The organism is Streptomyces sp. NPDC001781, assembly GCF_053596035.1.
The window spans coordinates 149,764-161,891 of sequence record NZ_JBSFFI010000006.1; the positions used below are offsets into that span (position 1 = coordinate 149,764).

The 12,128-nt window shown below is 62.6% G+C and carries 14 protein-coding genes and 1 pseudogene; 8 read left to right on the top strand and 7 right to left on the bottom strand.

The window, feature by feature from the left end; genetic code table 11:
• Positions 1-86: 86 nt before the first annotated feature.
• The 4 genes from ACWCV3_RS07960 to ACWCV3_RS07975 all read right to left on the bottom strand — a co-directional run bounded on the left by ACWCV3_RS07960 (position 87) and on the right by ACWCV3_RS07975 (position 3,091).
• Positions 87-1,463, bottom strand: coding sequence for an FtsK/SpoIIIE domain-containing protein (locus ACWCV3_RS07960; protein ID WP_451220048.1), 1,377 nt, complete (start codon positions 1,461-1,463; stop codon positions 87-89).
• Positions 1,463-1,819, bottom strand: a complete 357-nt coding sequence (locus tag ACWCV3_RS07965; RefSeq protein WP_131567470.1) for an SCO3933 family regulatory protein — start codon at positions 1,817-1,819, stop codon at positions 1,463-1,465. The genes ACWCV3_RS07960 and ACWCV3_RS07965 overlap by 1 nt, the downstream gene beginning before the upstream one ends.
• A 161-nt stretch (positions 1,820-1,980) precedes the next feature.
• A complete protein-coding gene (locus tag ACWCV3_RS07970; RefSeq protein ID WP_451220051.1) occupies positions 1,981-2,280 on the bottom strand; it encodes a hypothetical protein in 300 nt (99 codons plus the stop codon).
• A 25-nt stretch (positions 2,281-2,305) separates the two neighbouring features.
• Positions 2,306-3,091 (bottom strand): GntR family transcriptional regulator, encoded by a 786-nt coding sequence (locus ACWCV3_RS07975; protein ID WP_400887731.1) that lies wholly within the window; start codon positions 3,089-3,091, stop codon positions 2,306-2,308.
• Between the two features lie 83 nt (positions 3,092-3,174).
• Here ACWCV3_RS07975 and ACWCV3_RS07980 point away from each other — a divergent pair, with 83 nt between their 5' ends.
• From ACWCV3_RS07980 to ACWCV3_RS08005, 6 genes are all read left to right on the top strand, one after another.
• A complete protein-coding gene (locus tag ACWCV3_RS07980) occupies positions 3,175-3,606 on the top strand; it encodes an NUDIX hydrolase (protein WP_451220054.1) in 432 nt (143 codons plus the stop codon).
• A gap of 46 nt (positions 3,607-3,652) precedes the next feature.
• Positions 3,653-4,081 (top strand): ATP-binding protein, encoded by a 429-nt coding sequence (locus ACWCV3_RS07985; protein WP_451220057.1) that lies wholly within the window; start codon positions 3,653-3,655, stop codon positions 4,079-4,081.
• Entirely contained in the window at positions 4,081-4,458 is a 378-nt protein-coding gene (locus tag ACWCV3_RS07990) for a hypothetical protein (protein ID WP_451220346.1), read from the top strand. The genes ACWCV3_RS07985 and ACWCV3_RS07990 overlap by 1 nt, the downstream gene beginning before the upstream one ends.
• 425 nt (positions 4,459-4,883) lie before the next feature.
• Entirely contained in the window at positions 4,884-6,017 is a 1,134-nt protein-coding gene (locus ACWCV3_RS07995) for a DUF262 domain-containing protein (protein WP_451220060.1), read from the top strand.
• Positions 6,018-6,019: 2 nt separating this feature from the next.
• Complete coding sequence (locus ACWCV3_RS08000) at positions 6,020-6,775, top strand: HEPN domain-containing protein (RefSeq protein WP_451220062.1); 756 nt, start codon at positions 6,020-6,022, stop codon at positions 6,773-6,775.
• A gap of 113 nt (positions 6,776-6,888) precedes the next feature.
• Positions 6,889-8,544 carry an HsdM family class I SAM-dependent methyltransferase gene (locus ACWCV3_RS08005; protein ID WP_451220065.1) on the top strand — a complete coding sequence of 552 codons (1,656 nt, stop codon included), beginning with the start codon at positions 6,889-6,891 and terminating at the stop codon, positions 8,542-8,544.
• A gap of 4 nt (positions 8,545-8,548) precedes the next feature.
• Here ACWCV3_RS08005 and ACWCV3_RS08010 read toward each other — a convergent pair whose 3' ends face one another.
• Complete coding sequence (locus ACWCV3_RS08010) at positions 8,549-9,415, bottom strand: hypothetical protein (protein WP_451220068.1); 867 nt, start codon at positions 9,413-9,415, stop codon at positions 8,549-8,551.
• Positions 9,416-9,608: 193 nt separating this feature from the next.
• Between ACWCV3_RS08010 and ACWCV3_RS08015 the strand changes: the two genes are divergently transcribed.
• On the top strand, positions 9,609-10,079 hold the full coding sequence (locus ACWCV3_RS08015) for a hypothetical protein (RefSeq protein WP_451220070.1): 471 nt from the start codon (positions 9,609-9,611) through the stop codon (positions 10,077-10,079).
• A gap of 371 nt (positions 10,080-10,450) precedes the next feature.
• Here ACWCV3_RS08015 and ACWCV3_RS08020 read toward each other — a convergent pair whose 3' ends face one another.
• Positions 10,451-10,747: a hypothetical protein gene (locus ACWCV3_RS08020; RefSeq protein ID WP_451220073.1), complete on the bottom strand. Its 297-nt coding sequence runs from the start codon at positions 10,745-10,747 to the stop codon at positions 10,451-10,453.
• 260 nt (positions 10,748-11,007) lie between these two features.
• A pseudogene (locus ACWCV3_RS08025) lies at positions 11,008-11,139 on the bottom strand (site-specific integrase); the annotation flags it as partial.
• 207 nt (positions 11,140-11,346) lie between these two features.
• Here ACWCV3_RS08025 and ACWCV3_RS08030 point away from each other — a divergent pair.
• Positions 11,347-12,066, top strand: coding sequence for an alpha/beta fold hydrolase (locus tag ACWCV3_RS08030; protein WP_451220076.1), 720 nt, complete (start codon positions 11,347-11,349; stop codon positions 12,064-12,066).
• Positions 12,067-12,128: the final 62 nt, after the last annotated feature.

Here is a 12,128-nt window from a genome sequence, read left to right on the forward strand (position 1 = left end):
TTCCGGCTTCGGGCATAGGAGGGGTAGGGACGTGGCGCGAGCGCGAGGCAGTCACGCCGACCGGAGATGAAGAGGGAAGCGCCGGGTCAGTCGGTCACAGGTCGCGGCTTCACGACCGGGGACGGGATCTCGACCGGCGGCGCAGGCACGTCGGGCCGGAAGGGCTTGAGCGCGGGAAGGTCGGGGACCATGTGGGCCCAGGCGCGGCAGGTCTCGGCGGCGTCACCCAGGGAGAGATACGGCGTGCGGATGCGGGACCAGCCGCCAGAGGTGTCACCGGCCACGGCGAGGCCAGGCCGTTCGGCAGCAATGGCGCAGGCGGCGAAGACGGCTTCCGGGGCGATGTCGCCGAGTGCCATCTTGGCGGAGGCTTCGTCGTTGACGCGGTGGCAGACGCGGCCGGTCAACTGGGCCCGCAGCATGGTCGCGCCCTTGCCCAGCTCTGCGCCGAAGCGCTGCCCGCACACCTCCAGGTAGATGCCGGCGGCCCGACCGAGCTGGGCGAGACGGATGAGCTGGGTGACCATCTCGTCCCGCCGCTCCTCGTCCTTCTTCGTGGCGACGAGGAAGAGTTCCGCCACCTCGTCGACGAACAGCACTACGGGTACAGGGCGTTCACTCTGGGGCAGGCCCCCGATGTCGGAGGTGATCTCCTCGTCCGGAGTGCCGGGGGCGATGCCCTGCCGGGCCTTGATCAGGTCGTACCGTTCCTCCATTTCCCTGATGAGCGCGGGCAGCAGTTCGGCGGCCTGCTCCGGGTTCGTGGCGAGGGCCGAGAGCCGCGCGGCGAAGGGCGCGAGTTCGACGCCCCGCTTGCAGTCGATACCGACCAGGGCGACCGGCTGCCGGGCGAGTCCGGCGACGAGGTGACGCAGGTACATGGATTTACCGGACAGGGTGGCGCCGAGGGTGAGTTGGTGCGGCACGGTGCGGTAGTCGCGCAGGAAGGGTGTGGCGTCCTCGCGCAGCGCGACCGGGACCCGGAGGAGTTCGGCCCGGGTCTTGCGCGGCATGCGCACCCGGCTGAGCACGTCGAAGCCGACGAGTCGCAGGTCGACCACGCCCGGCTTCACCGTGGTGACGTAGACGGCGTGAACTCCCCAGGCGTGCCGTAGCCGTTCGGCGGAGGCGGCCACGTCGGCCGGCTCCTGGCCGGGGGCGAGACGCAGACGGAGCCGCAGTCCGGTCGTGGTCGGTCGGATGATCCCGCGACGCGGCGGTACCGGCCGGACCTCGCGGCGGCTGGTGGCCTTGACCGCCAGGACCCGGAGCCGGGACGGGGCCACGGTGAGGCCGCAGGCTTCCATGACGGAGCCGTACGAGCCGAGCAGCCGGGCGGTCGAGAGAGGTAAGCCGACCGCGGACCAGTACACGCCGGGGTGTCGCGCTCGGGTGTAGGTGGCCCCACCGCCGAGTGCTGCGACGGGGCCACCCACCTCCAGGAGCGTTGCCAGGTCGGTCATCAGGCCGTGGCCCCCACGGCGGCCGGGAAGGCGGCCGGAGTGACAGCGGCGGCCCGGTAGGCGATGCCGTGCCTCTGCTGCCCGTTGAAGACGCTCTCCCACGGCCGGGCGGCCAGACCGGGCAGCGAGACCGGCGCACCGAGCGCGAGCCCCTCGGACACCCCGCTCTCCGGAACGGTCACCTTGATCAGGGACGACTCTCCCTCCTCGATGTACACGACGCCGATCGTCATCAGCGCCTCGCCGCTGACGGCGTCCTTCGCGATCTCGCCCGTCTGCCGGTCGCGGACCTTGGGCTCGGGTGCCTCGGTCAGCAGGATCGTCGCGGCCGAGGTCTCCACACGGATGGTGCGCAAGGCTTCTCCCCATCTACTCGTCTATACAAGAAACGATCTGAGTCCCCGTCATCGCCGGGAACGAGATCACCTTGCCACACAACTTGCCCACTCGTCTATACGAGTATGCATGTCGGTGTGTACGAGTTCCTCCGAGTGAAAACGCCAGCACCCCGCTGGCATCACCACTTGAGACGGGCCCGGTCTTCATGGATCCGAATCACGAAGTCCGTCGCAAGCTCACCGCCGTCATCCGGGGCAAGGACGAGGGCTTCTTGACGGATGCGCTCATCAGCGGTCAGAGCAGCTTGCAGGTCGTGAGCCAACCAGGCGTCACGCGAGGCGTCGAAGAGAGGTCGAATGGTGGCCCATCCAGGGCCAGGCTCGAAACGACAGTCTGTCCAGAACATATCGACCTCACCAGGCCATACCGTTCCCAAGATGTGGTCCCCCTGCATGAGCCGCCAACTCTTCGCCGACACGGATCCCCCTTGATGAGCCATGCGTTTACGTCGCCGGAAGCTGGTAGGAGAGTACGTACGCGTCCGCCGCCATCACCGTGTCACAGACCTCCACGGCCCGCCCCTCAGTGTCGAAGGCGGTGCGGACGAGGTGGATGACCGGCACACCTGCGGCCAGGCGCAGCGTCTTGACCTCGGCGGGCGAAGGCATCCGGGCGCGAATCTCCTCCTCGAAGTGGTCGAGGTGGTGACCCAGCTCTTCGAGCCGGGCGTAGATGCCGCCGGGCCCGGGGTTGGGTTCGGCGATCTGCGTACCGCGGGCGATGTCGAGCGGCAGGTAGGACGTGGCGAACTCCACCGGGCGCCCGTCGAGCAGGTACCGGCGCCGCCGGGCGAGCACGCGGCGCACGGAGCCGAGGCGCGTGGAGATGTCCTGGCTCGCCTTCTCCTCCTTGACCTCCAGGCTGTCGACCTGCGGATGACTGCCGGCTGCGTCGGCCTCCACGATGAACGCGGACTTGCCCTGCTCGCGGTGGCGGCGGGCGAAGCGGTCGGAGGCGAGCCGGCGCACGGGTGGCCGGGGCCTGACGAAGACGCCCTTGCCGTGCTCGGCGTGCACCAGGCCCTCGCCCGTGAGGATCGAGAAGGAGTTCCGGACCGTCATCCGGGACACGCCGTAGTGCTCGACCAGTTCGGCCTCGGAGGGCAGCTTCTCCCCTTCCTTGAAGCGCCCACGATCGATGGCCTCGCGCAGCTGGTCGGCGATCTGCCGGAAGACCGCACGATCACTCGTGGGGTCCAGCGCGCCGAGAACGCTCGGTAGAGAGGTCACGGATACTCCTTTAGGTATCTAGACGAGTGGGCGAGTGTTGTTGCTACGGTGGAGAGCCTAGCCAGCCGAGAGGGCCGAGGAACGTGAGCACAGAACGCCCGCACTCCGTCAGCGTCGCCGGGGTCATCGTCGACGACAACGGCCGAGCCCTCTTGATCAAGCGCCGCGACAACGGCCATTGGGAACCGCCGGGCGGAGTCCTCGAACCCGAGGAGACCATCCCCGACGGCCTTCAGCGTGAGGTCCTCGAAGAGACCGGCATCAAGATCGCCCTTCCGGCGACCCTCACCGGCGTCTACAAGAACATGACGGGCCTGATCGTCTCGCTGGTCTTCCGCTGCGAAGCGCTCGACGGCACCCCCACCACGGGGGACGAGACCCGAGCCCTTCGCTGGGCCACCCGTGATGAGGTCACCGAACTCACCGACGAGGCGTACGCGATCCGCGTCCTGGACGCACTCGACGCGACGACCCCGCCGGCCATCCGCGCCCACGACGGCGTGAAACTCGTCTAGTCCGAACCCGCTGCACATGGCGGCCTACCTGCATGAAGGAACTTGTATGCACGAGTATACGAGTAGTGCTCGGGTCTGGGGGCTGAGTTGCCCAGGATTCCCGGAAGAGGTGAGCCGGGCCCGCCGATGGACCCGCGACATCCTGCGAGGCTCCCCCTTAGCCGAGGACGCCGAACTGATCGTGAGCGAGCTGAGCGCGAACGCGATCCTGCACACGGCGAGCGGTCAGGCATACGGCAGCTTCCACCTGGCCGTCGCGGTCTCCGCTCAGGTGGTGGCGGTCTCGGTCACGGATGACGGCGGTACGGGGACGGCCCCGAAGATCGAGCACCAGGACCAGGACGCCGAGCACGGCCGGGGCCTGGGCATGGTCAGCGTCATCGCTCACCGGGTCGTCGTGCACGACAGCGACCACGGCCACACGGTCACCGCGGAGTTGTACGCGGACGCCCGGCTGGGAGGCCACCCGTGCTGATGAAGCCACCACAGCGGGGCTACTGGTGCGAGTGCTGGACCGAGAACCTGGCCGAGGAGTGGCCGCCGGCATTGCTGGCATCGTTCGACGCCTACTCCTCAGCGCAGGCGGACCGGTGGGTTGCAGTCGTGCTCCGCACGATCTCACCAGCACTGGACGCGGATGCCTCCGACGTGGCGTGGGAGTGGCTGTACGAGGGGCGCATCGAGACCCGGCGAGCTCTGCTGCGATCCGAGCCCTGCACCGTGTCAGTCACCAACGCCAGCACGCGGATCACCTGGACGATCCGCCCGGTGCTCTTCCTGCCACTCATGCACCGTCAAGGCGCAGAACTCCCCGCCTGTGCACGGACCTTCAAGCACCGTCGGACAGACTGAGTTACAACTTTCTCTACTGGTTCAAGGCGGCTCGCTCCGCTCACCGCGCGCGGCCCGGCCCCCGGCCGGGCCTGCGCTCCTGTCTCCGCCCCGCTCCAGCCCAGCCGGCGCCCGTGCCGCGCGCCCAGCAATTAGCCGCCTGATGCCAGAGAAGGGTAAGTCGTGGCTGGGGCGGTCGGCTCCGCGGCTTTACGCAGCCACTTTGGGGCGAGCCTCGAAGATCATGGCCCCAACGTCGTGCTTTACCGGGCAGGTCCACAGACTGCCCGACGCGCCGGAAGCTTACGGGGCCATGATCACTCGCCCCAAAGCAGCTCCAGCCCAAAGCCGCTCCGCCGCCCGCGAAGGGCACGTGACCCACCCTTCGGTACGGCAGACTAGTGCACGCCCTAAGCAAGTCTTGAGAGCGAGGCAGCGTGGCACGTATGAGCGAGGAAGAGGGCAACATCTTCGAGGAGAGTCCCGCAGAGCTCGAAGTGAATTCTTCCGACATCGAGCCTGATAGTGACCTGCGTGAGCGTTGGGAGCGCCACCAAAGGGACCTTATCAGTCATGCGATGGACTTCACTGTTTGGTCTGTTGTCTCTCTCGTCAGAGAAGGGAATCTGGACCTCTTCCCAGAATTCGAGCGCCGCGACAGGTGGGATATCAACAGGAAGTCACGACTAATTGAATCCTTCCTGTTGAACATTCCCATCCCTGCGGTTTTTCTCAACGAAGAAGACTATGGCCAGTATTCCGTCATTGACGGAAAACAAAGAATAACAGCCCTGGTGGAATTCATCGAAGGGCACTACGCCCTCAAGGGGCTTGGCGTATTGCAAGAGGCGGAAGGAAAGACATATCAAGACCTAGACCCAGCCATCCAACGATCTCTGATCTCCACGGGGACAATCCGTGCGGTAATCCTCAGGCGCCTTTCGGACCCCGATATGAAGTACCAGGTATTTGCCCGACTGAACACGGGTGGTGTGCCACTGAACGCTCAAGAGTTGAGAAACGCCGTGCACCCCGGACCATTCAATCGTCTAACTGTCGAACTTTCAGAAGATCTCGCATTTCAAGCAGCAATTGATAGTGGTCCTTTCAGTGCGATCTACCGGGAAATGAGAGACGTCGAGCTCGTATTGCGCTACTTCACTTTGGTCGACGACCCCTTGGCTTACCGCAGGTCGATGGCTCATGCCCTGACAGACACCCTAGCTCGGAAAAATCACTCGACGCCGCAGGAGATTGAGCGGTGCAAAAACGACTTCATGTCGTCTTTCAACAAGTGCAGAGCAGCTTTTGGAGATCTTCTATTCCGTAGATGGCAGCCGGAGAGGAACGCCCCATCAAAGCGAATCTCAGTCGCCGTCTACGAAGCACAAATGATAGCCGTGCGAGATTGGGAGATCAGTAAGCTCACACGAAACTCGTGGTTCATTCAGGAGAGAACGAAAGAGCTTTTCACGCTACCTGAATTCCAAGAATCGCTACGCTTCGGAAATCAATTGCCACATAGCCTGGTCCGGCGAGTCGAGTTTTTCAAGGAACTCCTCAACCGTGCGGCGAGGTAGCAATGGCGCTGAACAAGTTCCGGGCACAATTGGTCGACGTCGAAGGCATGCTGGACCTTGTTGAGTCAATTACACTGGGCGACCCTTCTCTGTCATACCTGCGTCACCGGCTCGACCCCAGTCCCTTACTCGCCGGCGCTGTTGTTCTGTTGTGCGCAAGGTTCGAAGAGTTTCTTAAAGAAATCATAGCCTACGCACTCGAACGTCACAGCCTCTGCGATCCTCCGATGACACTCTGGGATCTCCCGGAGAACGTTCAAGTGCACCTGATTTCAAAGAGCCTAAATGCCGCTCTCCAGGGAATTCGGCACGGCGAACCTAGAACACCATCCCAACGTATCGCTGAGGGTGTGGAAGCAGCGAAACATGTTGTAGGCGGGAACATCAAGGCGGAACATGCCATCGAAACTGGGGGCAACCCAGGTCCTAAAACAGTCGCAGAGCTAATGAAGCTTGTCGGCGTAGATAACGCCTGGAAGCGCATCACCGAACACTTCGATGCTTCCTGTACAGCGCCCACCCTTCCAACGTTAAACAGCATTGCAGTAGGTAAGCTAGAAGACCGCCTAGGACAGATCATGCGTCTACGAAACATTGTCGCCCATAGCGGCGCTAATATCCCATCTTCTCCCGCAGAGATTCGTTTCAACGTGGCCTTCCTTAGCCAGCTATCTACCTCGATTTACGAAGTCCTGAAAGACCACGTTCAGCAGTACGCCAGGTCTCTTGGCAGGCAGCCGGCGGCTTGGCAGCCTTAGATCCCCTAGACACCAGGCAGATTTACCGAAGAAGGGTGCACTCAAACTGCCTCGTTATTTCAATACGCCCCTCTGAACAGAGCAGCCCAAGCTCGCCAGGATAGGCTTCCACCGTGACACCGCAGACACCACAGACTCCATCCGACACTGAGATCCCTGCTGACTCCATCAAGCACGGCGAGGTGTACACCCAGCGTTGGGTCGTAGATATGATCCTTGACCTGATCGGCTACACCGCGGACCGGGACCTCGCCAGCTTGACAATCACGGACCCTGCGTGTGGGGGTGGGGCCTTCCTTGTCGCGATCGCCGAGCGGCTGAGCCAGTCCTGCCGCAAGTATGATCGTGAGCTCCCTTTCACGTCTGTCCAAGCTTTCGATCTTCTTGAGCGAAACGTGGCGAGTAGTCGACGAAGCATCGAAGCGACACTCGTTGATGAGGGTTGGGGGCAACAGGTAGCGCAAGATCTTGCCTCTCAGTGGGTAAAGCAGGGGGACTACCTGCTGCAAGATCAACACACCCAGACGGACCTCGTCGTGGGCAACCCACCCTATATTCGCATCGAGGACGTTCCCGCGTCACGAATGGATTTGTATCGGCGCCGGAATAGGACCATGACCGGTAGGTCAGACATCTACGTAGGCTTCTACGAGCAGGGGCTGAAAGCACTTAAGCCCGGTGGAAAACTAGGGTTCATTTGTGCTGATCGATGGATGAGGAACCAGTACGGGCGCAACCTGCGAGAGCTGATCTCTGAGAATTATGCAGTCGACTGCCTCATCGTCATGCATGACGTCGATGCTTTCGAAGACAAAGTGGCAGCCTATCCAGCAATCACGGTCATCCGCAGTGGACCCCAGCAAGCTGCAACTGTTGTCGACACCACCAAGGAACTGAGTCAGCGTCATTCCGACGAGCTTGTTTCATGGGTTGAGTCTTCAAAAACCGCGAATAGCGCACATAGCGCTTTCCGTGCCGCACGTCTTCCACACTGGTTTCAAGGCACGGAGTCTTGGCCGATGGGCAGCCCTGAACGACTCGCTCTCCTCGAAGATCTCAGCGACCGATACCCGACGCTCGAAGAAACTGGCGTAAAGGTGGGAATCGGAGTCGCAACGGGGGCAGACTCTGTTTTCGTAACTACAGACCACGATCTAGTAGAACGTGACCGGCTACTTCCGCTATCCATGGTCAGAGACGCCAAGACAGGTAATTTTATTTGGACGGGGCATTACCTAGTCAACCCGTGGACTGAAAATGGAGATCTCGTAGCCTTTGAAGGCTATCCGCGTCTGCGCTCATTCTTCGAAAAGAATCGACCAGCTCTAGAGCGTCGTCATGTAGCTAGGAAGACCCCTAACCGCTGGTATCGCACCATCGACAAGGTCGACGCGAGCTTGACTAGCCGACCTAAGCTGCTCTTTCCCGATATGAAACTCAATATCCATCCAACACTTGAGGATGGCGGGCACTATCCGCACCATAATTTGTATTACATGGTCTCGGATCGTTGGGATCTAGAAGTTCTCGGTGGCATTCTCCTATCGCGCCTGGCTCAAACTTTTGTTGAAGCCTACGCAGTGAGGATGCGCGGGGGGACGCTCAGGTTTCAAGCACAGTACCTGAGGCGGATCCGCGTGCCTAATCCAGATGTGTTGACCTCCGACCTCACACAGGCTTTGGCTGAAGCATTCAGGCGCCGCGACGTAGAGGGAGCCACTCAAGCAGCTCTAAGCGCCTACGGGATCGATAATCTTCCGGCCTATTAGAAGGTCACTCCTCGGGGTCCTGCTCGGGTACGGGAATCTCCCTGGCCTCTCTCCTCTCTCGGACTGCGACATGCATTTCGATAGGAGTCCTCGACAGAACAGCAGCTACCATATCCTCGAAAAATCTGTTGATTGACACGTCTTCGGGAACAAGCTCGGGACGCACCTTAATACCTTCTGCAGTACGCGGGGTCCAATCAGCAATGATGAGGGCCGTCGCATCATAGACGTCCAACTCGGCTTTCAGCTTTCTCATCATGTCAATCGCACGCTCATACGAACCAGGCGCTTGTGAGTGGATCGATGAGTTCAGCAGAAATACAAAGCCAATTGCGGCCAGGGGGTGTCGCCCGCGCAAGTTCTTTGCGTCACCGTAGGACTCTTCAAAGCGATTGAACATGTTGTTGCCGAACGAAGATTCCATGGTCTTTGTGGAAACCATGATCTCAGGCCCTCGGGCCCATTGCGCCACAACAACATCAACCTGCTTCACGTATGCTCTGCCAAGCACCTTTGCACTGGTCGGCGCCGTCCTCTTGTCCTTGAGTAGACGCTTGTGCAGGTCGGCGCGCATCGCTTTCGGGAGCCTATTGATGAATGTCGAAACTTCGTGTGGCAGGACTCTTGGCGCCTCTTGACGGGGCCATACCTCATCCGCATGAAATCCTGCTCGCCTCAATTCGTGAGCTATCCAGGAATCCAGAGCCTTGGCCAGCCAGCCGCTTTGTGAGGTCGCCCCTTGACCGATCGGGATACCAATCAAGTCTTCCAACAGCCCCATATCGGCGTAGTATTCGCCCCCCTTCCACGGAGAGGTGTCACCTGCGCCGGCCAGGAGAGGTTCGAACTCGACAAAGCTGTCTTCAGACATTGACTACCAATTCAGATATTTGACCTAAATGTACGCGGCGGGTGTGCGGCGCACTTGCAGCACGCTAGAGGATCTTGAGCCGTCTCGTCGCCGGAACCGTGGACTATATGCGGACCGAGGAAGCGCCGATCTTCCTCTGAACCCCACCGACCTGCGGAGATGGTAGACAAACAGTCGGCCTCCGGAGCCATGTGTGATCAAACCACTCCGCCAGGTAAGTCGGTTCGGCATACTCAGGCGCCTGGACGGCGAGCGCAGGGGGTGGGAGATGTACGGCCGGAGCGATGAGGCATGGGATCAGTTGGCCAGTGCTGGCTTAAGGTTCCTCGTTGAGCGGGCACAGCTCCGCAAGGTCACGACCTACACGGAGATGAACTCTGTGCTGGTGCGGCGGACCGGGCTTCCAGGCTTCGACTTCGAGCAGGCGGACGAACGCGCAGCGATGGGTCATCTGCTCGGGCTGATAGTTGAACGGGACTACCCGGAGAGCAGGCTCATGATCTCCGCCCTGGTCCACTACCTCGGCGCGAACGACGCCGGACCTGGTTTCTATACCCTCGCGCAGCAGCTCGGCCTACTCCCCAAGAGTTCCTCCGCAATGGCCAAACTGGAGTTCTGGATTGGGCAGGTCAACTCACTCCACGACGTTCATACCCGCTCGTAGCTACCGGGAAAAGCGGTCTGTCATGGCGCTTGTGCTGGTCCACGGCTGACGGCGTGGCTCAGGCCGGCGGGGGCACAGCGAGGCACACGCGTGCCTGCCTGGGCGGCTGACCCACCGTAGTGGCTAACTTTCGTCGGCTGAGGTTCAGTCAGGACGGGTCGAGGGTGCTGGCCGCCAGCTGAGCGCGCCGAAGCTGGGCCGTCTCTGGGCCGTCCGAGGTCGCTCAACAGCAGCCAATGACGACCAACGACGACCACCAGGCGCACGAGCCCACCGCCCCTGAGCAGCAAAAACGCAGGTCACCAAGATCCCCGACAAGACCCAGGGCAAGAAGAAGTAGTGCACCGAGCGGTAAGCGCCTGGCGTTACGATCAGGCGGTAGGACGGCGGCGAGCGCGGAGCCAGTGGACGCCCTTTGCGACGTAGACGGTGGTCATCAGCGCGAAGCCGGCGAAGGTGAGCCAGAACCAGGATTCCGCCACTGCGAGACTAAGCAGCACGCCGCCCAAGAGCAGTAGCGAGCCGATGACGTCCATCAGGTCAAGGCGCGCCTTGGAACGCACCGCCGAATCGGATCCGCGCAGTCGGCGGATGACGGGAGCCAGGCCGAGGGCCTGCAGGACGGTCAGACCAAGAGCGATCCAGACGAACCCGCCGCGTATGTCCACGGCGCGCACTGTATCGCGCCCCCCGGAACCCTTGAGTGTCTAACTGCGTGACAACGCCGACGAACAGCGGCGGACGAGCGCGGACTCCAGCGGACCATCAGCGCCGGTAGGAAGCGTGCGAGCCCAAGGCAGACCCCCTACCCAAGTTGCTTCGGGACGAAGAGGTCGTGGGTTCAAATCCCGCCACCCCGACAGCCGTAACAGCAGATCAGGCCGGTACTGGATTCAGTACCGGCCTGATCTGTCTCTGGTTGCGTGTCCTTGCGTGCGCCGAGAGGCGGAACGACGTGATTGCGGCTCAGGAGCGCGACGGACTCGACGGTACGGGGGTCGAGGCCCGCCGATCCGAACGCCAGCCAGTCGGCCACGGCGTCCTTGACCGTCTCCTGGATCCGGGAGGCCGACGCGCACCTGGTCGACGGCGGCGACGCGACCTGTCTGTGCCGCTGGATGCGGGAGTCCGGGCTGGCCGATCTGCTGCCTTCACTGCACATTTGCTGGCTCATGCGTTGCCACTCTGCGACTATCCAGGCATGCTCATGATCAACGATGACCTTGGACGTCTTTCCTACGACATGACAGGTGAAGGCTCGCCCGTCGTGCTCGTACACGCCGGTGTCGCCGATCACCACATGTGGGACGCGGTCGTGCCCGCCCTCGCGGAACGGCACACCGTGATCCGCTATGACCTGCGCGGTTTCGGTGAGTCCGCGCCGCCCAGCGGCCCGTTCCGCGAGACCGACGACCTGCTCCGCCTCCTGGACCACCTCGGCCACCAACGTGTCCGGCTCGTGGGCGCGTCCTGGGGTGGCCGCGTGGCCCTGGACTTCACGCTCACCCACCCGGACCGGGTGCACTCCTTGGTGATGCTCGCCGCACCCTGGCCGCGCTACCACTGGTCTGCGGACATGATCGCGTACGACGAGGCCGAGACTGCGGCCCTGGAAGCGGGCGACCTGGACGCCGCCGTCCAGATCAACCTGGACATGTGGCTGCGCGGCCCCCTTCGCGACTGGGGCGACGTGGCCGACGGACTGGCCGACCGGCTCCGTGGCGCGGTGCGGACATCGCTGGTGAACCAGGACATCGTCGGACAATACTCCCAGGGTCCCGCGAGCGGCGACCTGGCCGACATCTCCGTCCCCACGCTGGTGGGCGTCGGCAAGCTGGACGTGGCCGACTTCCAGGACATCGCCCGCCGCTACGCCGCCGAGATCCCCGGCTCCGAACTGGTCGAGTTCGCTGCCGCCGCGCATCTCATCGCCCTGGACACGCCCACCGAACTCAACGCTGCACTTGGCCCGTTCCTCGCCCGTTAGGGCGTGTACCGAGTCTTGATCGATCTGCGGGACCGGCCCTTGCAGGAGGGCTTGCCCACGTA